We start from the raw sequence: 25,789 nt of genomic DNA on the forward strand, positions 1-25,789 counted from the left end.
TGCGGTGGCGCACGGTCGCCCCCACGTGACCTGCAGGCCGGGGTTGTCGCGGTCTGCCATAATGTCCCGCTTTCCCCGCACGAAACCGTTGCACGCACCATGGGTTACAGCCAGACCTCCGAACCGATCCGCCTCGAACGCGACTGCGCTGCCGTGATGGTGCCGCAGGGCGACGAGGTGACCCTGCCTGCGGGGCAGGTCGGCTACATCACGCAGGCGGTCGGCGGCAGCTTCACCGTGTACGTCGACGGCAACCTGTTCCGAATCCGCGGCGCGGACGCGGATGCGATCGGCAAGTCGCCACCGGAGCCGCTCGAGCTGCTCGACGACGCGGCCGACGCCGACGTCGAGAAGCTCGTGTGGCAGCAGCTGCGCACCTGCTTCGATCCGGAAATCCCGATCAACATCGTCGAACTCGGTCTGGTCTACGACTGCGACCTGGAGCGGCTGGACGACGGCCGGCGCAAGGTCAACGTGCGCATGACCCTGACTGCGCCGGGTTGCGGCATGGGCGAGATCCTCGTCGACGACGTGCGCACCAAGATCGAGATGATCCCGACCGTCGCCGAGGCGGACGTCGACCTGGTGTTCGATCCGCCGTGGAACCAGTCGATGATGTCCGAAGCGGCGCGTCTGGAAACGGGCATGCTCTGAGCCCCGCACCCGGGCTTGCGCCGGACCGGCCAATTCGTTTTAGGATGGCGCACCCCCGAGAGTGCCCTCCGATGAAGCGTCATCTGCATGTGATTGCCCTGGTCGTTTTCATCCTGAGCCTGTTGTACGACCTCGTCGTCTGGGGCGCGCTTCCGCGCGTTCCCGAGGTCGGCGAGGACATCGTCGCGTCGGCCAACCGCGAGGCGCCGCTGGCGGCGACCTACATCCTGCTTGGCAATCCGATCGATGCCGCGCTCGCGCCGCTGCAGGCGTTCGGCGAGGCGCGCTTGACCGCGGCGCTCAGCGAGGGCTTCCCGCGCATCAAGGCGGACTCCACCGTGGCGATCGACCTCATCTTCAACACGACCTGGAACGCCGCGCACAGGTGGCTCAAGACGGCGTACTGGATGCCGCCGCTGTGGCTGGTGCTGACCGCGATCCTGTGGTGGCGGCGACCGCGCAAGGTCACGACCTTCGGGCGTCGCCGCTGACGGGCCGGTCGCGGCGGCACGCGCTTCGCGCGTACCGCCCTACGTGCGGGTGTGTCCCATCGCAAGGCGGATCGAACCCGTCTTCGTAGGGCGGGTCGGGCGCGAAGCGCGAGTCCCGCCGCCATCATTCGGCGTGACCACCGCCGTCATTCAACTGCTGCGTCGCGGCAGAAAACGGTTTCATTGAAGACCACGTCGACATTCCGGATTGTCGGTCGCTTCCTGTCAGCTTCGTGACAGCCGTCGAGTGTTATCTCCTTGATGCGGACTGCACGGCACCGAGTGGCAGCAGGGACTCAAGAGAGGGGGTCCCGGTTGCATGATCGAAGCGCGCCGATCCATGGCACGCGATTGATGTCGGGGTCACGCAGCAAGCAACACGCACCCAACCGCTTTCGTTCCCGATCCCGCCCGCTGGATGCGCGCCGGGGAGCGAACCGGTGGTGCGACCGCGCGGCAAGAAAAACCAATCGATATTTCGAACCAGCATATTGAGGGAGTCAGTAATGCGTAATTCGAGAAACATGACGCGTCCGGCGACACTGGCCGCGGCGGTGGTGATTGCGATCGGCGGGGTAACGGCGGCAGGTGCGGCCACGCAGGCCGGCTCCGCGGTTGCGCGCTACGCCGAAGTGGGGCAGGCGACCGCGTTGCGGTCGGGCGATGCGATCAACGGCATGGTGTCGTTCACCCAGCCGATCCACATCCAGGTCGCATTGAAGATGCGCGACCGCGCCGGACTCGATGCGTTCATCGAATCGGCCAGCGCCACCCAGAAGCTGACCGGCGCGCGCCCGATGCTGTCGGCCGATGACATCATGGCCCGCCATGCGCCGACGCAGGAACAGGCGCAGAGCGTGGTCGACTTCCTCACCTCGGCCGGGTTCAAGAACATCGTCGTCGCGCCGAATCGCATGCTGGTTTCCGCCGACGGCACCGCGGACATTGCGCAGGCTGCGTTCCAGACCTCGCTCGCGCGCGTGCAGACCAAGGACGGACGCGACACGTATGCGAACACCGATGCGGTGCATATTCCGCTCGCCCTCAAGGACACCGTCCTGTCGGTCATCGGCCTGCAGGACGTGCATCGTCCGCATGTGATGTCGAAGGTGCTGCTGCAGCCGCAGCCGATGGCGGTCACCGGCCACTTCCCGAACGAGTTCTCGTCGATCTACAGCGGCACCGGCGTGGCGACGGGCGCGGGCGTCACGGTCGGCATCATCACGCAAGGCAAGATCACGCAGACGATCACCGACCTCAATTCGTTCACCTCGGCGCATGGTTTCGCCACGGTGACGACGCAGACCGTCAATACCGGCGGCACCAGCAACGACACCAGCGGCATCGGCGAGTGGAACCTCGACAGCCAGGACATCGTCGGCATGGCCGGTGGTGCGGTCGGCAAGATCATCTTCTACAACGAACCGGACCTGACCAACGCCGCGCTGACCGCGAACATCAATACCGCGGTCACGGCCAACGCTGCGAAGATCATCAACATGTCGCTCGGCGAGTGCGAGACCGACGCGCACAGCGATGGCTCGGACGCTGCCGACGACCAGCTCTTCGCGACCGCGGTCGCCCAGGGCCAGACGTTCTCGATCTCGACCGGCGACTCCGGCGCGGACGAGTGCGGTGACGGCGGCACCAAGGCGAGCAACCCGGCGAATTCGCCGTACGTCGTCGCGGTTGCCGGCACCACGCTGAACGCGTCGACCTCTGCCTGGAGCAGCGAGACCGTGTGGAGCGGCTCGGGCGGCAGCCAGAGCACGATCGAACCGAAGCCGAGCTGGCAGACGCTGTGGAGCGGTTCGATGCGTGGCGTCGCCGACGTCGCGTTCGACGCCGATCCGAACTCGGGCGCTAAGGTCATCGTCAGCGGCGCCAATCAGCAGATCGGCGGCACCAGCCTAGCTGCGCCGATCTTCGCCGGGATGTGGTCGCGCGTGATCGCGGTGAAGGGCACGGCGGTCGGCTTCGCCGGCCCGATCATCTACCAGCTTCCGGCCGGTGACTTCCATGACGTCACCTCGGGCAGCAACGGCATCTCGGCAGGTCCTGGTTACGACCTCGCCAGTGGCCGCGGCAGCATGATCCTGAGCAGCGCGATCAACCACATCGGTGGCGGTGGCGGCGGCAACGTCGCCCCGGTCGCGAACTTCAGCTACACGACGAGCACGCTCACGGCGAACTTCACCGACAGCTCGAGCGACAGCGACGGCACGATCGCCTCGCGTTCGTGGACCTTCGGCGACGGTGCGACCTCGACCGCGACCAACCCGAGCCACACCTATGCCGCGGCAGGCACCTACAGCGTTTCGCTGACGGTGACCGACAACGGCGGGGCGACCAACACCAAGACCAGCTCGGTCACGGTGTCGGGCGGCGGCGGTGGCGGCGGCACGGTGCTGTCGAACGGCGTGGCGGTGACGGGCCTGGCAGCCACGACGGGCAACCAGCTCGCGTACACGCTGGTGGTGCCGTCGGGCGCGACCAACCTGAAGTTCGTGACCTCGGGTGGTTCGGGCGACGGCGACCTGTACGTGAAGTTCGGTTCGGCACCGACGACCTCGAGCTACGACTGCCGTTCGTGGGTGTCGGGCAACGCCGAGACCTGCAACATCGCGACGGCGCAGGCCGGCACGTACTACGTGATGATCAACGCCTACTCGACGTTCAGCGGCATGAGCCTTACCGGCAGCTTCACCGCCGGCGGCGGTGGCGGCGGCGGAACCTCGCTGTCGAACGGCGTGCCGGTGACGGGCCTCGCGGCGGCGACCGGCAACTGGACTTCGGACTACACGCTGGTGGTGCCCTCGGGCGCGACCAACCTGAAGTTCGTGATCTCCGGCGGCACCGGCGATGCGGACATGTACGTGCGCCTCGGTGCGGCTCCGACGACGTCGACCTACACCTGCCGTCCGTACCTGAGCGGCAACAGCGAAACGTGCACGTTCGCGGCGCCGACCGCGGGTACGTACCACGTGAGCATCCGCGCCTATGCGACGTTCTCGGGCGTCACGCTGACCCCGAGCTACACGCCGTAACGTAACGGAACCTTGCGCCACGGAAGGCGATGAACGAACGGCGGCCGGCGCAAACCGGTCGCCGTTCTGATGTCCAGGGATGGGAACTCCGTTCGCCCTGAGCGCAGGCCGCAGGCCGGAGTCGAAGGGTGCTCCATGTTGCGACGGCGCTTCGAGTTCGCGACGTTATCTGCGTCTTCCGCGGGAATCCGCGTCAAAGCCCTGCGAAGTTACGGCAGTTCCGCCTCGAAGCGGTTCGCGTCGCGGTTCTTGCGCACGCGCGACGGATCCCAGATGCGTCCGTTCATCGCGATGTAGATGCCGTCGGGCAGGGTCTGCACCGCGCCGACCGCGCAGCCGATGTTGAACACCGCGTCCGAGCCCTTGAACAGCGCCGGGTTCAGCGCGCCGGTCAGCACGACCACCTTGCCCGAAAGGCCGGCCAGCGCCTGCGCGGTCTCGACCATCGTGTCCGTTCCGTGCGTGACCAGCACATGCCGGTGCGGTTGCCGTTCGATGGCCGTGCGGATCGCGTCGCGATCATGTGCGTCCATGTGCAGGCTGTCCTTGCGCAACACCGGCAGCACCTCGAACGTGAATGCGACGCCCAGCGCTTCGAGGATCTCGCCGATCTGCGGTTCGCCGATCTGGAACGTCGACTTGTCGTCGAAGTAGATCTTGTCGATCGTGCCGCCGGTCGTGACGATGGTCAGGTGCTGCATGTGCGGGTTCCTGCGGAAGCGGGGTCGGGCGGTGGAAGGCGCGCAATTGTCGGTCAGCGTCGCGGCAACGTCCATCACCCGAGGCGCGACAACCCGTGACCGACGAAGCGGGCGAGCACGTCCTCGCAGCGCGAGTCGCCGCGTCCGCGGCGCATCCACGCCGCGTGTCGCGCGAGCAGGGCGGCGGCGACCACGCGCGCGAGCGTGAGCGCGAAGCCGCGTGCACCGGCTTCGAGCGCATCGCGATCGGCCTGCCGTGCCGCATGCCAGTCGCGCGCGCGCCTCAGCATGGCGGCAATGCCGTGGCGATCGTCGCCGGCTTCGGCGAGCAACGCCTCGACGGCGTGCTGCACGACGGTCATGCCATCCGCACCGAGCGCGCGCAGCAGGTCCAGCGCGAGCACGTTGGTGGTGCCTTCCCAGATCGGGAACACCTGCGCGTCGCGCAGCAGCTGCGGGATGCCGCTGTCCTCGATGTAGCCGGCGCCGCCGAACGCTTCGCAGGTTTCCGAGGCGATCCGTACCACGAGCTTGCCGGTCCACAACTTCGCCAGCGGCGTCAGCAGGCGCAGCAGCGCGCGCTCCGGCGTGTTCGCGTCGGATGCTTCGGCATGTCCGAGGTGTTCGGCGACGAAGAACACCAGCTGGAATGCCGCCTCGAACTCCGCCTGCAGGCCGGCCAGCGTCGCGCGATGCAGCGGTTGTTCGACCAGCGCGCGCGCGAACACCGTGCGCCGCGTCGCGTAGTCATTCGCGAGCACGAGGCAGCGTCGCATCGTCGCGAGCGCGCAGACCGCGTTCCAGCTGCGCGTGACGTTGAGCATCGGCGCGATCCGGCGCACGCCATGCGCAAGTTCGCCGACCGGCGTCGCCAGCGCGCCATCGAGATGGATCTCCGCGGTCGGCAGCTCGCGCGTGCCGAGCTTGTCCTTCAGCCGATCGATGCGGATGCCGTTCCATGCGCCTTGCGCGTCACGCGTTTCGAGCAGGAACAGCGCGAGCGCGTCGGCGCCGCCACCGGCGCCTTCCGGTCGCGCCAGCGTCAACGCCATCTCGCCGACGACTGCGGAGGTGAACCACTTGCGCCCATGCAGGCGCCAGCGGCCGTCGGCATCGAGGCGGGCGATGGTGTGCGTGTTGCCGACATCCGAGCCACCGGCGGTTTCGGTCATCCACTGCCCGGACAGCCACATTTGCGCGGGATCGCGCGCGAGCAGGCGTGGTACGGCGCGATCGACCAGCGCTTGTTCGCCGGACGCCTTCAGCACGGTCGCGGCGCCGTCGCTCATCGCCAGCGGGCAGGTGTAGAACGCGCTCGCCACGTGGTAGAGGTACACGCGCGCGAACTGGTCGACGCGCGCATGCGGTGCGTGCGTCGCCGCATGGCCGGCCGCGACGAGGCCGTAGCGCGTCGCGATGCCGGCGCCGAGTCGCCACGCCGGCGTCGTTTCGATGCGATCGATGCGCCGGCCCCACGCATCCCACTGGGTCAGTGACGGTTGCGCCGGCGTGTGCGAACGCGCGTCGCGCCAGGCCGTCGCCGCATGTTCGCCGAGTGCGTCGAGGTCCGGCTCGATCGCAGCCTGCACGGCTGGCGGCAGCGTGCGCGCGAGGTAGTCCCGCAGCAGCGCATCCTCGCGGTACTGGTTGCCGAGTTCGGGCGCGCTCTGGGTGAAATCCATGGCGGGCTGTCGCGGAGGGGAGGGGCCACCATACGCGCCAGCAACCGCGACCGGCAAGGTTGCTAAGATGCGCTCGGTTTGCCGCAGCGAGGCGACGATGGACGAGCAGGCTACACCGGCGGTGGCGGCGTTCGCGCGCATCCCGGAACGCAACACCGGCGACAACCTGTTGCGCACCGCGCAGCAGCATCATGTCGCGTTGTCGAGCATGGCCGACACCAAGGCGAACATCATCATCACGGTTTCCTCGATCGTGCTGACGATCTCGATCGGCCGCCTCAACGATCCGCAGCTGCGCGTCTCGATGCTGGTGCTGGCCTGCTTCACGCTCGCCGCGCTGCTGCTCGCGATCCTCGCCGTGCTGCCGAAATACCGGTCGATCAAGGTCACCGGCGAGCAGCTGCCGAGCGGGTTCAACCTGTTGTTCTTCGGCCACTTCTCCGAGCTTTCGCGCGAGCGCTACCTGACCGAGATGGCGCGCGCGCTGACCCCGGACGGCTCGCCGTACTACACCTGGTCGAACGACATCTATTCGGTCGGCACCTACCTGCGCCGCTACAAGTACCGCTACCTGCGTTACAGCTACCTGCTGTTCCTGACCGGTTTCGTGTTGTCGTGCGTGTTGCAGGGCTGGCAGCTGCTGACGCATTAGGGGATTTCCGTCATCACGGCCAAAGCCGGGATCCGGCGACTGCAAACCTTTCGAACAAGGGCACTCGGTCCCGGCTTTCGCTTTCGCCGGGATGACGCGCACGCAGAGGTTCCTTGGTGTTTTCCGATGCTCGCGGCGTGGGGACGCGAGCGGTCGTGCCCAACCCCGCATCGACCACGCGCGCGTTGGATGCGCGACCGCCAACGAGGAAATCCCCGATGCATCTGCTCGCCCGCCTGTTCGCCGGACTCGCCTTCACCGTCGTCGCGCACGCTGCGCCGCAGGTGCCCGCGCCGCTTGAACCATGGCGCGCGTGGGTCCTGCACGATCAGGAATTTCGCGCCTGCCCATTGATCGCCGGGCGGGCCGGTGCGGAGGCCTCCGATTTCCTGTGCGCATGGCCGGGCGTGCTCGCGCTGTCGGCCGACGACGCGGGCGCCAGCCTGGCGCAGCGCTGGCAGGTCGATGCGGAAAGCTGGGTGCCGCTGCCGGGCGATGCGCAGCACTGGCCGCAGCAGGTGACGGTAGATGGCCGTCCGGTCGCGGTGGTCGAGCATGGCGGGCCGAGCCTGCGGCTCGCGCCAGGCACGCACGAGATCCGCGCGCGCATCCCCTGGCGCGAACGACCGGAAACCCTGCATGTGCCGGCGACGGTCGGCCTGATTGCGCTGCGGGTCGACGACAAGGCGGTCGCGCCGGTGCAGCGTGACGGCGACGAACTCACGCTCGGCCGTCAGGGCGTCGCGGCCCCGGAGGCAGACAGCCTGCAGGTGCGCGTGTATCGCCGCCTTTCCGACGGCGTGCCGGCGGTGCTGACCACGCGGATCGAGATCGCAGCGTCGGGGCAGGCGCGCGAGGAGGTCATCGGCCCCGCCTTGCCGGACGGGTTCGCCCCGCTTGCGCTCGACAGCGCGTGGCCGGCGCGCCTCGACGTCGACGGTCGACTGCGCGTGCGCGTGCAGCCGGGCGGCAACAGTCTCGTGCTCGACTCGCGCGCGACCGCGCCGCTCGCCGCCGTGACCGCGCGGGTTGCGGCAGCACCGTGGCCGCAGCAGGAAATCTGGAGTTATGCGGCGGCACCGGCGCTGCGGGTCACTGTCGCCAGCGGTGCGTTGCCGGTCGATCCGGCACAGGCGCAGGTGCCGGGCGAGTGGGCGCAACTGCCGACGTTCGCGCTCGCCGATGCGGCCACGCTGACGATCGAGGAGCGTTCGCGTGGCCACGATCCCGATGCGCAGAACCAGCTCAACCTCAGCCGCGAGATGTGGCTCGACTTCGACGGCGGCGGCTGGTTCGCGCGCGACCACATCAACGGCCGCATGCTGCGCGACTGGCGCTTCGATGTCGCCACGCCCTACGTGCTCGAACGTGCCGATGCCGGCAACGAGGCGCTGCTGGTCACGCGCGGCGCGAGCGCCGGCAGCAGCGGCGTGGAATGGCGCGACCCGCAGGTCAACCTGACGGCCGGCGTGCGCATCACGCCGAAGTCCGCCGAGTTGCCGGTCGCCGGCTGGAACACGAACTTCGATGGCGCGACCGCGATCGTGCATTTGCCCGACGGTTACCGTCTGCTCGGCGCACCGGGTGCCGACTATGCGCACGGCAGCTGGGTTTCCGCGTGGACGCTGTACGACGTCTTCATCGCGGCGTTGCTCGCGCTGCTCGCGTGGCGCCTGCTCGGCGTGCCCGGCGTGCTGGTGGCCTGCGCGTATCTCGTGCTCGGCTACCAGGAACCCGGCGCGCCACGCTGGACGCTGCTGGCGGTACTTGGCCTCGCGCTTGCGCTGCGTGCGCTTCCATCAGGAAGACTATCGAGCGTGTTCGAATGGCTGCGGCGTGCCGCGCTCGTCCTGTTCGTACTGTTCGCGTTGCCGTTTGCCGCGCTGCAATTGCGCAATGCGCTGCATCCGCAGCTCGAACATGCGGGCGGCGGGCGTGGGCTCGCCGATGCGTTCCGTTTTCCCAGCAATACGATGAATGCGCCCGCGCCGGTGCAGCAGGACGCAGCCGCCGACGAAGGGCAGGTAGTCGCCGAGATGTCGACGCCATCCGCGGCGCCCGCGCCGGCGGCACCGCCGCCGCCACCGCGCGAGGAAGCGAAGTACCGCCAGCGCGCGTCGAAGGCCGCGCCTGCGGGCACGCTCGATAAGATCACCGTCAGCGGCTCCAACGTCCGTCGCGTCGACGTCGACAGCAAGATCGAACGCTATGCGCAATCAACAGTGTTGCAGACGGGCGCGGGCGAGGCGAGCTGGGATCGCGGCCAGCGTTACCAGCTCGGCTGGAGCGGACGCGTGGTGCCGGAGCAGACCGTGCGGCTGCTGATCGCGCCACCGTGGCTGGTGCGGCTGCTGCGCGTGCTGTTGGTCGGCCTGCTGGCGTGGCTCGCCGTGCGCCTGCTGCGGCCGGTCTGGCAAGGCTGGCGCGTGCCACGCGCCTCCGCGACGGCTTTGTTCGGCCTGCTCGCGGCATCCGCCGGCGTCGGCAGCCACGCCGCGCAGGCACAGGCCTATCCGCCCGAGGATTTGCTGGAGCAACTGCAGGCGCGTCTGCTCGAAGCGCCGAAATGCGCGCCGACCTGCGCGGGCTTCTCCAATGCGCACGTCGTCGCGCGTGGTGATGAAATCGGCGTGACGCTCGAAGCGCACGCACTCGAGCGGGTTGCGCTGCCACTGCCGTCCGATCCGCGCAATCTCGACTTGCGACGGATCAGCCTCGACGGTGCCGTGCAGGAAGGCATCGCGCGCGACATGGACACCTTGTGGCTCGACGTGCCGGCGGGCGTGCACCGGATCGAACTCGCATTCACCGCCGCGTCGGACAAGGTCGCGCTGGGCTTCGCACTGGCGCCGCCTCGCGTAACGTTCGATGGCAGCGGTTGGGAAGCGAGCGGACTCGACGACGACGCGCATCTGCTGACGCAGTCGCTGGCGCTGGTGCGCGCACGCGCAAGCGGCGAGGCGGCGACCGGTTCGACGCAGCAGTTTGCTCCTTACGTGGTCGTCGAGCGCACGCTGCGCCTCGGCCTCGACTGGTCGATCGCCGCGCAGGTGTCGCGACTCGCGCCGCGCGAGGGCGGCATCGCGCTCGCGTTGCCGCTGATCGAGGGCGAACATGTCACGACGCCGGGACTCAAGGTCGACAATGGTCGCGTGATGGTCGCGCTCGGCGGCGGCATGCTGCAGGCCGGTTGGGACAGCAAGCTCGACAAGGCGGAAACCCTGACGCTCAGCGCGCCGCCGCTCGGCGAGCGCGCTGAAGTCTGGATCGTGCGGGTCGGCTCAAGCTGGCATCTGGAGTCATCCGGCGTGCCGGCGATCGCGGTCGCGCCCGAGAACGCGCAAGGCGAGCACTGGTTCGAATTCCATCCGTTGCCCGGCGAGCAACTCGTGCTGCGCGTGACCCGGCCCGAGCCGGCGCAGGGTGCATCGCGCGCGATCGACCATGTCGGCGTCGTGCGCAGTCCGGGGCAACGCGCGTCGGAAACGACGCTGTCGCTGACGGTGCGTGCGAGTCAGGGCGGCGAGCAGGCGATCACCTTGCCGAAGGGCGCCGAACTGGTCGGCAGCACGCGCGACGGACAACCACTCAACCTGCGCCTGCAGGACGGCAAGCTGAGCCTTCCGCTGATTCCGGGCGCGCACGCGTTCGAATTGCGCTGGCGCGACGGCGAGGCCGCCGGCGTCGTCGTCGGCACGCCGGCGCTCGCGCTCGGCTTGCCCGCCGCGAACATCGACCTCGGCATCGACCTGCCGGCGGATCGCTGGCTGCTCGCAACCACCGGTCCGACCGCGGGTCCGGCGGTGCTGTACTGGAGCGAACTCGCGCTCGCGCTGCTGCTCGCGATCGCGCTCGGTCGCAGCCGGCGTTCGCCATTGAAGACGTGGCAATGGTGGTTGCTCGTGTTCGGTTTCTCGACCTTCTCGTGGATCGCGCTGCTGGTGGTGGTCGCGTGGCTGTTCGCGCTCGACGCGCGCGCGCGGCAGGCGCCGCAGGGCGTTACTGCGTTCAACCTCGTGCAGGTCGGCCTGCCGCTGCTGAGCTTGTTCGCCCTGCTGTGCCTGCTCGCGGCCGTGCAGGAAGGCCTGCTCGGAACGCCGGACATGGCCGTCGCCGGCAACGGTTTCGATGCGCATGCGTTGCGCTGGTTCGCCGACCGCAGTGCCGACGCGTTGCCGATCGCACGCGCGATCAGCCTGCCGCTGTCGGTGCACAAGGTCGCGATGCTCGCGTGGGCCTTGTGGCTCGCGAGCGCGCTGGTTGGCTGGCTGCGCAAGGGGTTCGCGGCGTGGACCCAAGGTGGCTACTGGCGCAAGCCGGTCAAGCCGGTCGTGGACGTTCCGCGTGACGAACCGCCGGCGGTGTCGCCCTGAACGACCTGCGCACCCTGATTGCCGTCGCAAGCGCGCGCCTCGCAGGCGAGGACGCGCGCAGCGAGGCGGAAATTTTGCTCGCGCACGTGCTCGAGCGCACGCGTGCATGGCTGTTCGCGTGGCCGGAGCATGTCCCGAACGCGGCGCAGGCCGCAGCATTCGAGCGACTCGTGGAAGCGCGCGCGGGCGGCAAGCCGATCGCCTACCTGCTCGGTCGGCGCGCGTTCTGGTCGTTCGACCTCGCGCTGACGCCGGCCGTGCTGATCCCGCGCCCGGAGACCGAGTTGCTGGTCGGACTCGCGCTTGAACGCCTGCCGCGCGATGTCGCGTGCACGGTTGCCGATCTCGGCACCGGCTCAGGCGCGATCGCGCTCGCGCTGGCGCACGAGCGCCCGCTCGCGCGGGTGCGCGCGACTGATCGCAGTGCCGATGCGATCGCCGTCGCACAGGCGAACGCGCAGCGCCTCGGCCTCGCCAACGTGGAGTTTGCGTGCGGCGACTGGTGCGAGGCGCTTGGCGGCATGCGCTTCGAGGTGATCGTTTCCAATCCGCCCTACATCGCGAGCGAAGATCCGCATCTGTCCCGCGGCGACCTGCGCCACGAACCCCTGTCCGCGCTTGCTTCGGGCGAGGACGGACTCGATGCGATCCGCACGATCGTTGCGACCGCGCCATCGCACCTGCTGCCCGGCGGCTGGCTGCTGCTCGAACACGGCTGGGAACAGGCGCCGCAGGTGCGCGAACTCTTCGTGCGCAACGGTGGGCGCGATGCTGCCAGCGCGCGCGATCTTGCCGGGCACGAACGGGTCACGTTCGCCCGCTTCTGAGGCCGCCAGCGCAAGAGCGTGCCTACCCGGCGACCCTTCGACGCGCGCCTGCGGCGCTGCGCACAGGGCGAACGGATCTTCTTTCCCGGGCGGGGTGGGTCGGATGGGTCGACTGTGCGCCGGTTCACATTGCGCGTGTGCACCGATCGACCCCGCGTGCGTAATCCGTGGCACGGAACCCCGAATCAGTATTCGTGAACATGTGCATCACCTGCCCGGCGCACGTGAGTGTGTCGGCAGGGCCGAAACAATGCCCCGAATGAGCGTCGCGCGTGAGCGCCACGCACCGGACCTTTCCAATCAGGTCCCGGACATCGCCCCGCAGGAAGCGGGGCCAGGGAACCGGCCACGGACGGCAGCCACGGACGGCATGCGCCCAGCGAGTCCCGGCCCCCGCGCAAGCGGGGGCCTTTCATGGATGGCCGGACGCGCTCAGCCCTCGAACCCGTCGGCGAAGATCAGGTCGCCCGAAAGCTCGATCGCACCGATGTCGATCGATCCGTCGGCCGCGCGGCCGATCGCGCCGCCGACCGGCAACAATGCACGCCTGGGCTGGAACTGCGGCTGGAACAGCGCGCCGGCGACCGCATAGCCGGGGATCGGCTGCGGAGCGTCGTCGCCGGCGTCGTGCAAGGCACCCGCGAGCGTGGGCGCGAGGTCCAGCGCCGCGACGTTCGCGAATCCGGGCGTCGTTCCAACCAGTGTACCGGTCCATTCCGCCGGGACGAACGTCGCACCGGTCGGGATCCAGTTGTTGCTGCCGCCGACCTGGCGGCCACTCGCCCATACCGCCTCGACCGTGCGTTCGACGCGGATCGATCCGCCCGCGCTCGCGTACAACACGTTGTTGTGCGCTTCGACTGCCTGGATCCCGTCGAAGATGCGGAACACCGTCGCGTCCTGTCCGGACGTGACAAGGATCGTGTTGTTGACGAAGCGCGCGCGGCCCTTGCTCTGGCCGGAGCCGTCGCCGCCGACGCGGATCACCGAGCCGAACGCCGGGTTGGAATGCACGATCACGTTGCCGACCACGTCCTGGTCCTCGCGCACGAGGTCGACGCTCCAGCCGTTCTGCTGGGTCGCCTCGTCGGGGCCGATCAGCTCGAGCTCGTGGTAGGCCGCGCCCTCGAACCAGTTGTAGTAGATCTGGCTGCGCTCGTGGCGATCCTTGAGCAGGTTGCCGCCGTTGCCATCGTGCACGTAGCAGTACTGCATGCGGAACAGCGAACCCGGATGCGCGATCTCGTCACTCTGGATGTACAGCGGGTGCTGCGAGGTGCCGTTGCCCGCGTCGTAGATCTCGCTGTATTCGAGCGTGAACGAGCCGGACAACTGGTCGGTGCCGAGGATGCCATGCCCAGTGCAGCCATGGATCACCGAATCGCGCACGGTCACGTCATGTGCGCCCTGCAGGATGCAGCGTGAAGTTCCGCCGGTTACTTCAAAGCCCTCGAAAACGAGATGGTCGGATTGGCGGAACTCGACCGTGTTCGTGCTGCCCGAAATCACCGGACGATGTCCGCCGACGCGCATTCCGCGGATCACTACCGGATGCCCCGCGCTGCCGGAGGCTTGCTCCGGCACCACCACGCCCCCCCGTATAGGTCGCGTTGCCGTCGACCTCGACGAGATCGTCGGGGCCAAGGTCGACCGCGGCGAAGAGCGCGTCAAGGCTGTGGTACGCGCGCGTCGGGCCGACTTGATATGTCGCCGCGTGCAGCGGCAGCGTGGCGAACGCGAGGAATGCAATGGCATGGCGCGTGGTCATGGTGTCGACTCGGGGCTGGATTTGCAGATTGTGCGGTTCCCGCAGCCGCGGGAATCCGACACTGGTCACAAGGATCGATCAGTCCGTCACCTTGACGAGCCGGAATTCGACCACCTTGCTTGCGCCGGGCACGACCTCGACGCGCCGATCGGTCGCGAACTCCAGATGCCCGCCGGCATCGCGCAGGGTCGCGCGCAGGCTGTAGCGGTTTTTTGCATCCACATGCGTCGCATCGTAGGGCAGGGCGAAGTCATAGGGCGGTCCCTGCAGGTCGTTCCAGCGCGCGCTCGCGATCGTCGCAGTCGCCGCGCCGGACGCATCGGCGCTGGCGTCGTCGATGAGCTGCACGTCAAGCGTGGCACCCGGCGCGAGCAGGATGCGTTCGAGATAGGTCGCGCGACCGCGCACCACGGTTTGCGGTGTCGACGCCGCCGACGCGACACCGGGCCGCTGCTCGGGTCCGTTGACGGACTGGCAGGCGACCAGCGCGGTGGCAGCGACGAGGACAACAAGGCGCATGGCGCGTCTCCGTGGCGGGCAAGGCCGTTATACCGCGCAGCACCGCGTGCTGCCAGCGGATGGGGCGGCGCAAGGCCGAGCGGAGCGCGGAGGCAGTGCGGCCGAGGGCCGGGATTTTTCCTGGAATTCCGCCATTACATCCATCCATGGACATCAGGCAGCGGAGCGGACTCCGCTCTACACTCGGCCGATGCAGAACGAACAGCCCGCACTCGAACCGGCGCGCATGGTCCACAACCTGTTCTTCGCCCTGGCGCCGGGGCTGGCGACGCGCGCGGCGATCGCTGCGGCCGCTGATGCATTGCGTGTGGCGGATGCACCGGCCGGACGCTGGGTGAAGCCGCCGCGTTACCACATGACCTTGCAGTTCCTCGGCGAGTACGTGCGGGTGCCGACCGATCTCGTCGCACGCGCGATCGAAGCGGCGGGGCAGGTGAGGATCGCACCGTTCGCGTTCGCGCTCGATGTCGTCGGCAGCTTCGGTGCGCGGCGCATGCCGCTGTGGCTCGGCTGCAGTGGAGCGCCGGCCGGGCTGTTGCGCCTGCACGATGCGCTCGGCGACGCGCTTGCGCGGCGCGCATGCCGCACCCACGGCGCGACGAAACTGGTGCCGCATGTCACGGTCCTGCGGGACGCCGAGCGGGCGCTGCATCGGCATCTGGCGGAGCCGATCCACTGGCACGTCGACGAGTTCGTGCTGATCGACAGCCAGCCGCCCGACCCGTATCGGGTTGTCGGGCGCTGGCCGCTCCACGAATGATGGAATCACGCGGGCGCGTCGACGCTTGAAGCCCTCCCTTTCAAGGCTGCGTCCTGAGCCTGTCGAAGGGGGAGGGTTGGGCGGGACGGAGTTCGAAGAACTCAGCTCGCCAGCGTCGCATCCATCGTGATCTTCGCGTTGAGGACTTTCGAAATCGGGCAGCCTTCCTTCGCCTTCGTCGCGAGTTCCTGGAATTTCGCCGCATCGATGCCCGGGACTTTCGCGGTGACGGTCAGGTGGCTCGCGGTGATCGCGAAGCCGTCGCCGACCTTGTCGAACGTGATCTCGGCCTTGGTCTCGATGCGCTCGGGCGGCGAGCCTGCGCCGCTCAGCTGTGCCGACAGCGCCATCGAGAAGCAACCGGCATGCGCGGCGCCGATCAGTTCTTCCGGATTAGTGCCGGGCCCTTCCTCGAAACGCGACTTGAAGCCGTAGGGGGCGTTGTTCAATACGCCGGTCTCGGTCGAGATCGTGCCCTTGCCTTCCTTGAGGCTGCCGGTCCATACCGCGGATGCGTGCTTCTTCATCGAGGATCTCCTTGATCGAGGGGTTGGGATTGCGCGCCGGTCGGCGCCGGATTGGCAAGACTACGCCGAAGGGGTTGCGCGGGAAATGCACGGTTGCATCACTCGCCGTTTCGGCACGCCGGTGGTGCCGCGTAGAATGCAGCGATGCGCCTGAACAAACACATTGCCGAAACCGGCTACTGCTCGCGTCGAGAGGCCGATCGCCTGATCGCGGAAAAGCGCGTCACCGTCAACGGCAAGGCCGCCGGCATCGGCACCCAGGTCGAGGAAGGCGACGAGGTGCTCATCGACGGCCATGCGCTGCTCGCACGCAAGGTTGGGGCGAAGGGGCGCAAGCACGTCTACATCGCGTTGAACAAGCCGGTCGGCATCACCTGCACGACCGAGCACGAGGTCGGCGGAAACATCGTCGATTTCGTCGACCACCAGCAGCGCGTGTTCCCGATAGGGCGCCTCGACAAGGATTCGGAAGGCCTGATCCTGCTGACCAGCAATGGCGACATCGTCAACGAGATCCTGCGCGCGGAGAACCGCCACGAGAAGGAGTACCTCGTCGCGGTGAACAAGCCGGTCACGCCGGAATTCCTCACCGGCATGGCGCGCGGCGTGCGCATCCGCGACCAGCTGACCAAGCCGTGCCGTGCCACGCGCATCGCCAAGTTCGGCTTCCGCATCGTGCTGACGCAGGGACTCAACCGGCAGATCCGCCTGATGGCCGCCGCGTTCGGCTACCGCGTGACGCAGCTGCGCCGCGTGCGCATCGTCAACGTCAAGCTCGGCGCGCTCAAGCTCGGCCAGTGGCGCAACCTGACCGAACAGGAGCTGCGCGGACTGTTGCCCGATCGCACGGACTGGTGACGGGTCGCTCGGGACCGGGCTTTGTGGCACGGCCGGACGGAATGATGCATCCGATGGTGCGGCGGCACGCGCAATGCGCGTACCGCCCTACGGCGGGCGCGTCACGCCTTCCATCGCGGCGCATGGGCCTATTTCGCTGCCGGCGGTTTCGCGCGCAGCACGACGAGGTGCTTTCCGGCGCCGACCACCGCGACCGCGCGCATCTCGACAGGCGCGCCTTCGGCGAGCAGGGCGGTGGTGCCGACCGCGGTCCATGCGGGATAGCCGGTCTGGAAATATTCCTTATGGATCGCCAGGAAGCGCTGGAATTCCGCCTCGAACGCAGGGGTATCCTTCGTCTCGCGATGGAAAGTGGTGATCTCGACCACGTCGTCGAGCGTGGCGCCCGCCGCTTCTAGAGTCATCTTCAGGCGCTTGAACATCGCGCGGATCCGCTCGTCGTAGCCATCGCCCGGACCAGCCGGAATGCCCGACACGATCACGGTGTCGCCGACGCGCACCGCGGGTGCGTAATGGTATTCGTCGTAGGCGCGGTCGAAGCGCGGCGGGATGATGATCGTCTTGGTCGGCGCGGTGGCTGAGCAGCCGGCAGCGAGGCCGGCGAGGAGCAGAAGCATGATCAGTTGGCGCATGGGAGCCTCGCGATGCAGTGAGCGGCCGGTCGGTCGCTGCCTGAAATACGGACAAGTGCGCCGGAACCGATCACGTGCCGCGATCCGCCGAGTGCGCGCAGTCGGTGCGCAAGGTCGCCGACACAATCAGGCCAGGGTGGCGATCCTGCCGACGATTTCGAATTGCGCGACGCCGAAGTCAGTCACGCGCATGGCATCGACGAACGCGTGCGCGTGAAATCGCTGCTCGACGGCCGGCGATCCCATACGAGGTCGTGAAGGCTCCAAGCGAGCGCGGCGGACTTGGTATCGCGAGGTAGCGCGGTACTGGCCGCAACCGACGTGCGCTTCAACGTGGCGGGACGCCGAGCTACGAACGGTCGGGCATGGGCCTGGAGTGTGCGGGCGGGCGAACTACGACTAGAATGTGACTGCGAGCACATTTCTTGACGATTCTGTCCCTGGGGAGGGAGTGATGATTCCGGCACTGATACGAGTGTTCCTGGCCGGCTGCCTGCTGTCGGCGGCCGGAGCTGTACGAGCTGAGGATTTCTTCGGCTCCAACCTCGGGGCGATTCCCGACAACAATCCTGCCGGCCGCGACGTGACGTTCGCGGCCGCCGGAATGACGGGGACGCTCGTTGACGTGCAACTGTCGATCACGCTTTCGCATACCTTCATTCGCGATCTCGATGTAGTACTCATCTCGCCCGGCGGGGTCGCGCGTCGCACGATCTTCTCGCGCGTGGGCTACGGTGCCGCGGGAGGCGGCAACGACCTCGGCGCGACGTATGTCTACAACGATCGCGGCTCGGATTGGTGGGCGGCGGTTGCGGCGGGAACGCCGGTGGCGGCAGGAACATACCGCGCGAGCACGGCGGGCAGTCCCGCCAGTGCGATCAAGACTGGGGGCTGCACGAGTCCGTTGACGTTCGCCTTCAATACCTTGCCTGCGGCGCAGATCAACGGGACGTGGAAGCTGCACGTTGCCGACCTGCAGGCGCCCGATGCCGGCGCGATTTCCGCGGCAAACCTCCGATTGCTCACCACAGCGGATGCGCTGTTCTCCAGCGGCTTCGACGGCATTGTGCGTGGTTCCTGCGTGCATGCGCAGTTCGACTACACCGGCAGCAACCGATCGAGTTACGTCGTCGTGCGCAACACCGGCGGCGGGCCGGGTGGCGCGATGACCTGGTTCGTCCGCGACAACGACGGTACGTTGACAGGCCCCGAGCGCAGCTATCCCCTCGGCCAGGCGTCGGATCTTTTCGTGGGCGGCGATTTCGATGGCGACAACGTGTGGGATCCGGCCAGCTGGCGTGGCGGTACGCCGGGGCACTACATGGTGCGGCTGTCGAGCCGGCCCGCGAACGCGCCCATGCTCGAACTCGATTTCGGCCAGGCTGGCGACGATCCGCGCAACGCCGGTGACTACGACGGCGACGGCAAGGCCGACTTCGCGCTGTACCGCGCCGGTTTGATGTCCGGCGATCCCTCGTTCACCGTGATCAGGCTCAGCAGCAACGGCGCCGATCGCATCCTGCCGACCGGGCACAACGGCAACTTCTCGGTCGGCGGCTCGGACATGACCGGCGACGGCAAGGCAGACGTCGCCATGCAGAGCAACGCCGGCGGCGGCAATGCGAAGTTCGATATCCACGACGGCAACAACGGTGCCATCGTCGATACCTACAACTTCGGCACTCCCACCGACGTGATTGTCGCCGGCAACCACAGCGGCTCGGCGCTCGCAGATTCCACGGTGGTTCGCGGCAACGTCGGCAATATCGTGTGGACGACGCGCGAGACTGGCACCGGCACCAGCCTGGCACCGGTCAACTTCGGTCTGTCGGCAAGCGACTTCCCGTTGTCGAGTGACTTCGATGGGGATGGCTACGACGACTATGCAATCTGGCGCCCGAGCGTAACGCCAGGCGAAAGCAAGTTCTCGATCCGCCCGAGTGCAACGCCCGGATCGCCATTCGATGTACCGTTCGGCCAGAACGGCGACTATCCGGTTGCCAATACCCGATCGCATTGAAGCAGCGCCACATCGGCAGGCGGCCTGACCGCCTGCCGATGCACTGGGGTGATCATCTATCAATCGGCCCTGCGCGCCTCCTGTTCGAATTGGTTCGCGAGATAGGGATCGCGCCCGCGCTCCGCTTCGAGCAGGCTCGAGGCGAGATAAAGCGGGATGAACAACGGCCCTCAGCGCTCGTACTGGCGTACATGCACCTGCTCGTGTGCGCGCACGCGTGCGAGCAGGGCATGGTCGAGGCCGAGGATCACGTGGCCGAACGTGATCGCGCAAAAAGGGAACGCGCGCTGCGGTCGCGCGAACCAGCGCATGATTCGTCCGTCGGCGACTTCGAGCGTGCCGTCGACATGGCGCACGCTGGCGCCGGCGCCGCAGGCGATTGCGGCGAGCAGCAGACCGGCGAGCGAATTCGGCGCGGCCCACAGATAGCACCACAGTGGGCGACGCAGGCGTTCGCCGAACCGGTCTGAGCGATGCGCCGGGTCGCTCATCGCGGCGTCGTCTTCTCGTACTCGCCGTCGAACGTGACGTTCATGCCGCCGCAGGCGTAGTTGTCTTCGCTGACCACGAGGCCCGCCTGCGCGAACTTCAGCGTGAAGCGGCAGGCATCGGCGTCGTAGTGCAGGCGGTCGCCTTCGAGCGCGAAGGTCCCGTCGACTTCGCCGGTATGCACGTTGCCGGTCTCGGCATTGCCGACCCATAGCGCGTTGCCGCTGACATGCAGGCGGCCGTCCCCGGCGCGCGCGATCGTCAGTTCGGCGCTGTCCTCGCCGGTGCCGATGCGCTCGTAGGTTCCCGACACATCGCCGGCCGGCGCGTTCGCCGGCGCCTGCAGCGCCGCGAGGCGCTGTGCGTACTCACGCTCCAGGCAGGCGTCGCTGGCGCAGGCGTCGCGCGTGCGCATCCAGTCGCGCTGTGTTTGGCGGATCGATCCGGCCTGTGCGCTACCGACGGCGCTGCGGTATGCCTGCGCGAGTTGTTCGTCGAGTTGCGACAGGCGCGTGTTCGCGCAGACCGCGTGTTCGATCCGCGTCGTCGCCTTGCCGCAATCGAAACTCGCCGCCGTTGCGGTGCCCGTGGCAAGGGACAGTGCGACCGCAGCCGCTTTGCGCATCGGCGGCGATAGGCCGCTCATGCGTCGGACAACGCAGCGTTGTGGTAGACCTCCTGCACGTCGTCCAGCTCGTCGAGCCAGTCGAGCAGGTCGCGCAACGTCTCTTCGGTCTCGCCGCTGACCTCGACGCGGTTTTCGGGCCGCATGACGATGTCGGCTTCAAGCGGTGCGAGGCCAGCGCCCATGAGCGCCTTCTTGACATCCTCGAAGCTGTCCGGTGCACACAGGACCGTGCTGCGCCCGCCATCCGACACGACATCGTCGGCGCCGGCGTCGAGCGCCATCTCCAGCAGCTTGTCCTCGCTGCCGGCGGCGCTGGTGTCGAAGACGAGCTCGCCGAGGCGCTTGAACTGGAACGCGACCGAGCCGGAGGTGCCGAGATTGCCGCCATGCTTGGACAGCGCGTGGCGCACGTCGGCGACGGTGCGCACCGGGTTGTCGGTCATCGCGTCGATGATCAGCGCTACCCCGGACGGGCCATAGCCCTCGTAGCGCAGTTCCTGCATGTCGTCGGCGCCGTCCGCGCCGGAGCCGCGCCTGACCGCGCGCTCGATCGTGTCCTTGGTCATGTTCGCCGACAGCGCCTTGTCCATCGCGACGCGCAGGCGCGCGTTGCCGGCAGGGTCGGCGCCGTTGCGCGCGGCGATCGTGATCTCGCGGATCAGCTTGGTGAAGATCTTGCCGCGACGTGCGTCCTCGGCGTTCTTGCGGTTCTCGATGCTCGGGCCTCTGCCCATGGGGAAATTCCTGGATCTGTTGGCGCAGCCGGCCGACGGCCGGGCGGAGCGCCATTTTACACGGCCCTTCGACTCCGGCCCTGCGGGCCTGCGCGCAGGACGCCACCCTTCGGCTACGGCGTGGCCTGCGATCAGGGCGAACCGGGAAGCAGGAAGTCCGTTCGGGTTGAACTCACGGCGTGCACGCCGCCGGCGCGGCGCCGATCCGCGCCAGGTCGAGCGTGCCGCTCTTGCCGGCATTGCTGCCACTGGTGAAGTGATAGCTCAGCGTCGCGGTCGAGCAGTCCTGCAGGGTGATCGAGGCGGTGCCGACCTGCGCAGTCGTGGTCGTCGCGGCATGATCGAACACGCCACCGTTGCTTGCGTAGATACCGAAATTGCCCGCCTGCGTCGCGCCGCTCGGCAGCGGGGCCTGCAGCGTGTACCAGCGTTGCTGGGTTTCGTCGCTGCCGGCGGCGGCGGTTGCGGTGTAGGTGTACCAGGCCGCGAACAGCACGTGCTGGATCGGATCGACGTCGACGACGAGACCTTGGCCATCGTTGCCCGGGTCGGCCCAGATGCCGCTCAGGCGGTAGCTTGCATTGGTCGTCGGCGTGCCACCCGCCTGCGAGCATTCGATGTTCGCGAGCAAGCGCGTCAGCGGAATCGAGCCACCGCGTCCATCCATGAAGGCGTAGTCCAGCGTGCCGTGGCTGCAGTCGGTGAAGTGCAAGCTCGCGATGCCGACCGAATCGGTGGTGGTCGCCTGCGACGTATCGAAGCGGCCGCCCGTGCTCAGATAGATCGGCATCGATGCCGCGACGCCCGAGGCCGAGCCCTGGATCGTGTACCAGCGTTGTCCACCCGCTGCAGTCGTGTCGAACGTGAACCAGCCACCGAAAACGAGCGCGTTGCCGGTTCCGTAGAAGTCCGGCTGCACGCTGAGCACGAGGCCCTGGCTTTGCGTGGCGGGATTCGCCCACGAGCCGGAGAGGCCATGCTGGTTCATCGGCACGCCGGGCAGAGCCGTCGAGCTCCACGCCGAAAACAGCGTCGGCACGTTCGGTGAACCGAGGCCGGTCGCGAGGTCGTAGCCGAGGGTGAGCGCATTGCCCGCAAGCCCGCCCGACAGGCCGCCCGGTCCCGGCGTGCTGTTGTTGCACAGGCTTGGCACGGCGACGTCGCAGCTGACGCCGCTGCTCGCCGGTGTCGCGTCGTGGAACGCCGCCGGCTGCGAGCTCGCGATCGCATACAGGCGCGGATTGAGATTGCCCTGCGCGCTGCCGATCGTCTGGTTCAGGCGGGCCGCGATTCCGGCCATGCTCGGCGCCGACGCCGACGTGCCACTCATGATCAGGTAGCTGAAGCTGCCGTTGGCGACCGCGCAGGAGGCAGCGTGCGCCGCCGCCATGCAGCCGAAATAGCCGTCGTGGCGCGAGGCGGGCAGTGAAATATCGGGCGTCATGCGCATGCTGCCGCCGGGCGTGCCGGGCGCGTTTTGCCAGTACGGTCGCGCGATGAACTGGCTGCGACCGCCACCGGTGCTCGCGAGCTGGGATGCGCCGCTGTCGCTCAGCGGTTCGTTCCACGCGCCCTCGGGAATGTAGCCGAGCGCCGAGCGATAGCCGGGTGGTGCATTGTTGCGCGACCAGTACGCGTCGGGGTTCGCAGTGTCGGCGAACTGCGTGCCGCCGACGCAGGTCACGGCGGCGGAGGAACACAACGCGTTGATCGCGGCCGTCTGCACAGCCGGCGGTGCCTCCGTGTGGGGCGCGCAATCGGCGGCGCCGCTGTCGCCGGACGAGACGAACACGGAAATGCCTTCCATCGCGGCCTGGGTGAACAGGCCGTCGATCGCATGCACGATGTCCGCGCCGTTGTTGGCCTCGCAGCTGCCGAAGCTCATGCTGAGCACGCGGGCCGGCAGCGGCGTGGTGTCGATCACGTATTCGGCGGCATCGAACACGCCGCTGGTGGTGTCGCTGTCGTCGGCGACGATCAGCTTGATGGTCGCGCCCGGTGCGGTACCGCCGGCGCGTTGCACGTCAAGCGTCGCCTCGAGCTGGTCGCCCAACTCGTCGCTCGTTGCGTCGTCGCACCCCGGCTGGCCGACACCGCCGCAACCGGTCACCGGATCACCGGGATCGACCGCACCCGGTGGCACGATGATCTCGATCGGCTTCACCGGCAACGCTGCGCGTGCCTGGAAGTTGCTGACGTCCTCGGGCGCAACGCGCTGGCGCGCGACGATCGCGATGGATTCACCGGAACCATTCGCCGTGATGCGGTCGAGGCCGTAGATGTGCGAGAAGTCGGCGGGAAATACCGTGTACGAGCACACCCCGCTGCTGCAACTGCTTGCCTCGGTGCGTGGCCCGTTTTCGGCCTGCGTGCGCACGCCGCCATCGATCAGCGTCGGGTGGAAGCGCGGCGTGTCCAGCCCGACCACGCCGGCGACCGCACCGGCGAGCGCCGCCGGTATCGAGGGCAGCTCGGTCGTCGCGACGCGGCGCCGCTTGCCTTCGACCTTCCACGCGAGGCTGGTGCCGAACGCCGTTGCGACGTGCGCCGCATCGCCGCTGAAGCGCAGGCGCGTGCGACTCGCCGAGAGCGCGTCGACGGCGAGTCCCTGCGAACGCAGCCAGCCCGCGACTGCGTCGATGTCGTTCTGCGACGCGCCGAAGCGCGCGCCGATTTCCGCCGGCGTCAACCAGCGCTGGTAGTCCGGCGATGCCGGGTCCTGCTGGGCCTGCAACAGGGCGTCGAACGCCGCCTGTCGTTCCGGCGGGCGCCGCAGCGTGAGGGTCAGGCGCTTCAGCGCGATTCCGCCGGCGACCGGCTGTGCGTTTTTCGCGGCGCGTGCGCGCGCGCCGCCCAGCGGGACGCGGTCGTTCACGTCGAGCGCCGACTTGACGAGGTCGTTGCCGGCCACGCCGACGGCAGGCCGCACCTGCGCATGCGCAACGGCGCAGGCCAGAGCGAAGGCGGTGGAGGACGCAAGCGGAAAAACGCGGATCATGGCGGTCCCTGCAGGCAAAAAGTGGACTGGGTCATTGATCGTACCGTACGCGGTGCGCGCATGCGCATCGCGGCTATCGCTATGATGCGTGCTCGCCGTTCGTTGGCCGGGGAGATCGATGAACACGCCAGGTCCCGTGCGCGGGTTCCGCTACTACGACCTGCTCGTCGGAGGCATGGTCGCCGTGCTGCTGTGCTCGAACCTGATCGGGCCGGCCAAGGTCTGCACGTTCACTTTGCCCGTTCTGGGCGCACTGACGTTCGGCGCCGGCAACCTGTTCTTCCCGATCAGTTACATCTTCGACGACGTGCTGACCGAGGTGTACGGCTATGCGCGCGCGCGCCGCGCGATCTGGGCCGGCTTCGGCGGCCTCGCGTTCGCCAGCATGATGACGTTCGCGATCCTCGGCATGCCGCCGAGCCCGGACGAGCCGTTCAACAAGGAGCTGCAACCGGCGCTCGAAGTCGTCTTCGGCGCGAGCTGGCGCATCATGCTCGCCTCGATGTTCGCCTACTGGATCGGCGACTTCGCCAATTCCTGGGTGATGGCGAAGATGAAGCTGTGGACACGCGGGCGCTGGCTGTGGACGCGCACGATCGGCTCGACGATAGTCGGCGAGGGGCTCGACAGCATCACGTTCTATCCGATCGCATTTGCCGGCATCTGGTCCGGGCAGACCATGCTCAAGGTGATCGCGTTCAACTGGACCATGAAGGTGCTCGTCGAGATCGTGCTGACCCCGGTCACGTATGCAGTAGTCGGATTCCTCAAGCGCCGCGAAGGCGTCGACATCTACGACGAACACACCCACTTCACGCCATTCAGCCTGCGCGACGAAGGCGAGCAGCATGCGCCGCGCGCGTGACTGCCGCCATCGGAGGAATCGCATGAAGAACATGTCCCGTGGGAGCGGCGGAAGCCGCGATGTTCTTTCGCTTCGCCGCGGAAGCATCGCGGCTTCCGCTGCTTCGACAACGTTCCTCTCAGCCCTTGCCGTCATGTGCCTCGCTGCCGTGCCGGCCCGCGCCGCCGACGATGTCGAATATTTCCCGGTCAGCAACGCTCCGCCGGGCGTGAGCCTGCCATTTTCGGAAGCCGTGCGCGTCGGCAACATGCTCTACCTCTCGGGCGAGATCGGCACCGATGCTATTGGCCGGCTCGTCGAGGGCGGCATCGCCACGGAGGCGAAGCAGGTCATGGAAAACATCGGTGCCAAGCTCGAGCGCCGCGGCTCGACGTGGGACCGCGTAGTGCAGTGCACGGTCGCACTCGCCGACATCAAGGACTGGCAGGCATTCAACGAGGTATACCGCAGCTATTTCAGGCAGCATTTCCCCGCACGCATGGCTTACGCAACCGGCGGCCTCGCCCTCGGCGCGCGCGTCGAAGTGCAGTGCAGTGCGACGATGGCGCGCAAATAGGCAATGGC

General features: G+C 68.0%; 21 protein-coding genes. 11 read left to right on the forward strand and 10 right to left on the reverse strand.

Annotation, left to right across the window (positions count from 1 at the left end):
- The first annotated feature begins 99 nt into the window (after positions 1–99).
- From sufT to ACILRJ_RS12720, 3 genes are all read left to right on the forward strand, one after another.
- Positions 100–654: a putative Fe-S cluster assembly protein SufT gene (sufT, locus tag ACILRJ_RS12710; protein ID WP_395683568.1), complete on the forward strand. Its 555-nt coding sequence runs from the start codon at positions 100–102 to the stop codon at positions 652–654.
- 71 nt (positions 655–725) lie between these two features.
- Complete coding sequence (locus tag ACILRJ_RS12715) at positions 726–1,145, forward strand: hypothetical protein (protein WP_395683569.1); 420 nt, start codon at positions 726–728, stop codon at positions 1,143–1,145.
- A 506-nt stretch (positions 1,146–1,651) separates the two neighbouring features.
- Complete coding sequence (locus tag ACILRJ_RS12720; RefSeq protein WP_395683570.1) at positions 1,652–4,192, forward strand: pre-peptidase C-terminal domain-containing protein; 2,541 nt, start codon at positions 1,652–1,654, stop codon at positions 4,190–4,192.
- Positions 4,193–4,401: 209 nt separating this feature from the next.
- Here ACILRJ_RS12720 and ACILRJ_RS12725 read toward each other — a convergent pair whose 3' ends face one another.
- Complete coding sequence (locus ACILRJ_RS12725; RefSeq protein WP_395683571.1) at positions 4,402–4,893, reverse strand: asparaginase domain-containing protein; 492 nt, start codon at positions 4,891–4,893, stop codon at positions 4,402–4,404.
- Between the two features lie 74 nt (positions 4,894–4,967).
- Positions 4,968–6,575 (reverse strand): acyl-CoA dehydrogenase family protein, encoded by a 1,608-nt coding sequence (locus tag ACILRJ_RS12730; RefSeq protein WP_395683572.1) that lies wholly within the window; start codon positions 6,573–6,575, stop codon positions 4,968–4,970.
- A gap of 67 nt (positions 6,576–6,642) precedes the next feature.
- Between ACILRJ_RS12730 and ACILRJ_RS12735 the strand changes: the two genes are divergently transcribed.
- The 3 genes from ACILRJ_RS12735 to prmC all read left to right on the forward strand — a co-directional run bounded on the left by ACILRJ_RS12735 (position 6,643) and on the right by prmC (position 12,427).
- The gene (locus ACILRJ_RS12735; RefSeq protein WP_395683573.1) at positions 6,643–7,227 is read left to right on the forward strand and encodes a Pycsar system effector family protein; all 585 of its coding nucleotides are present in this window, start codon (positions 6,643–6,645) and stop codon (positions 7,225–7,227) included.
- Between the two features lie 218 nt (positions 7,228–7,445).
- The gene (locus ACILRJ_RS12740; RefSeq protein ID WP_395683574.1) at positions 7,446–11,600 is read left to right on the forward strand and encodes a hypothetical protein; all 4,155 of its coding nucleotides are present in this window, start codon (positions 7,446–7,448) and stop codon (positions 11,598–11,600) included.
- Entirely contained in the window at positions 11,597–12,427 is an 831-nt protein-coding gene (gene prmC, locus ACILRJ_RS12745; RefSeq protein WP_395683858.1) for a peptide chain release factor N(5)-glutamine methyltransferase, read from the forward strand. Before ACILRJ_RS12740 ends, prmC begins: the two co-directional genes overlap by 4 nt.
- A 432-nt stretch (positions 12,428–12,859) precedes the next feature.
- On the opposite strand, the gene ACILRJ_RS12750 is transcribed toward prmC, so the two are convergent.
- The gene (locus ACILRJ_RS12750) at positions 12,860–13,960 is read right to left on the reverse strand and encodes a hypothetical protein (protein ID WP_395683575.1); all 1,101 of its coding nucleotides are present in this window, start codon (positions 13,958–13,960) and stop codon (positions 12,860–12,862) included.
- A 313-nt stretch (positions 13,961–14,273) separates the two neighbouring features.
- Positions 14,274–14,714, reverse strand: a complete 441-nt coding sequence (locus ACILRJ_RS12755) for a YbaY family lipoprotein (protein ID WP_395683576.1) — start codon at positions 14,712–14,714, stop codon at positions 14,274–14,276.
- Positions 14,715–14,904: 190 nt separating this feature from the next.
- On the opposite strand from ACILRJ_RS12755, the gene thpR reads away from it, so the two are divergent.
- Positions 14,905–15,474 carry an RNA 2',3'-cyclic phosphodiesterase gene (thpR, locus tag ACILRJ_RS12760; RefSeq protein ID WP_395683577.1) on the forward strand — a complete coding sequence of 190 codons (570 nt, stop codon included), beginning with the start codon at positions 14,905–14,907 and terminating at the stop codon, positions 15,472–15,474.
- A 101-nt stretch (positions 15,475–15,575) separates the two neighbouring features.
- Here thpR and ACILRJ_RS12765 read toward each other — a convergent pair whose 3' ends face one another.
- Positions 15,576–16,001: an OsmC family protein gene (locus ACILRJ_RS12765; protein WP_395683578.1), complete on the reverse strand. Its 426-nt coding sequence runs from the start codon at positions 15,999–16,001 to the stop codon at positions 15,576–15,578.
- Between the two features lie 144 nt (positions 16,002–16,145).
- Here ACILRJ_RS12765 and ACILRJ_RS12770 point away from each other — a divergent pair, with 144 nt between their 5' ends.
- A complete protein-coding gene (locus ACILRJ_RS12770) occupies positions 16,146–16,859 on the forward strand; it encodes a pseudouridine synthase (protein ID WP_395683579.1) in 714 nt (237 codons plus the stop codon).
- Between the two features lie 128 nt (positions 16,860–16,987).
- Here the strand turns inward: ACILRJ_RS12770 and ACILRJ_RS12775 are convergent, their stop codons facing one another.
- Positions 16,988–17,491, reverse strand: a complete 504-nt coding sequence (locus tag ACILRJ_RS12775) for a Rid family hydrolase (protein ID WP_395683580.1) — start codon at positions 17,489–17,491, stop codon at positions 16,988–16,990.
- 454 nt (positions 17,492–17,945) lie between these two features.
- Between ACILRJ_RS12775 and ACILRJ_RS12780 the strand changes: the two genes are divergently transcribed.
- Positions 17,946–19,511 carry a hypothetical protein gene (locus ACILRJ_RS12780; protein WP_395683581.1) on the forward strand — a complete coding sequence of 522 codons (1,566 nt, stop codon included), beginning with the start codon at positions 17,946–17,948 and terminating at the stop codon, positions 19,509–19,511.
- Positions 19,512–19,681: 170 nt separating this feature from the next.
- On the opposite strand, the gene ACILRJ_RS12785 is transcribed toward ACILRJ_RS12780, so the two are convergent.
- The 4 genes from ACILRJ_RS12785 to ACILRJ_RS12800 all read right to left on the reverse strand — a co-directional run bounded on the left by ACILRJ_RS12785 (position 19,682) and on the right by ACILRJ_RS12800 (position 24,360).
- The gene (locus ACILRJ_RS12785; protein ID WP_395683582.1) at positions 19,682–20,002 is read right to left on the reverse strand and encodes a hypothetical protein; all 321 of its coding nucleotides are present in this window, start codon (positions 20,000–20,002) and stop codon (positions 19,682–19,684) included.
- Positions 19,999–20,646 carry a lysozyme inhibitor LprI family protein gene (locus ACILRJ_RS12790; protein ID WP_395683583.1) on the reverse strand — a complete coding sequence of 216 codons (648 nt, stop codon included), beginning with the start codon at positions 20,644–20,646 and terminating at the stop codon, positions 19,999–20,001. The genes ACILRJ_RS12785 and ACILRJ_RS12790 overlap by 4 nt, the downstream gene beginning before the upstream one ends.
- A complete protein-coding gene (locus ACILRJ_RS12795) occupies positions 20,643–21,362 on the reverse strand; it encodes a YebC/PmpR family DNA-binding transcriptional regulator (protein ID WP_395683584.1) in 720 nt (239 codons plus the stop codon). Before ACILRJ_RS12795 ends, ACILRJ_RS12790 begins: the two co-directional genes overlap by 4 nt.
- A gap of 172 nt (positions 21,363–21,534) precedes the next feature.
- Positions 21,535–24,360 (reverse strand): protease pro-enzyme activation domain-containing protein, encoded by a 2,826-nt coding sequence (locus ACILRJ_RS12800; RefSeq protein ID WP_395683585.1) that lies wholly within the window; start codon positions 24,358–24,360, stop codon positions 21,535–21,537.
- A 118-nt stretch (positions 24,361–24,478) separates the two neighbouring features.
- On the opposite strand from ACILRJ_RS12800, the gene ACILRJ_RS12805 reads away from it, so the two are divergent.
- Together ACILRJ_RS12805 and ACILRJ_RS12810 are read left to right on the forward strand one after the other, a co-directional pair.
- Entirely contained in the window at positions 24,479–25,225 is a 747-nt protein-coding gene (locus ACILRJ_RS12805) for a queuosine precursor transporter (protein ID WP_395683586.1), read from the forward strand.
- Positions 25,226–25,373: 148 nt separating this feature from the next.
- Positions 25,374–25,781 (forward strand): Rid family hydrolase, encoded by a 408-nt coding sequence (locus ACILRJ_RS12810; RefSeq protein WP_395683587.1) that lies wholly within the window; start codon positions 25,374–25,376, stop codon positions 25,779–25,781.
- Positions 25,782–25,789: the final 8 nt, after the last annotated feature.

This window comes from Dokdonella sp. (assembly GCF_044227025.1).
Taxonomy (GTDB): domain Bacteria; phylum Pseudomonadota; class Gammaproteobacteria; order Xanthomonadales; family Rhodanobacteraceae; genus Dokdonella_A.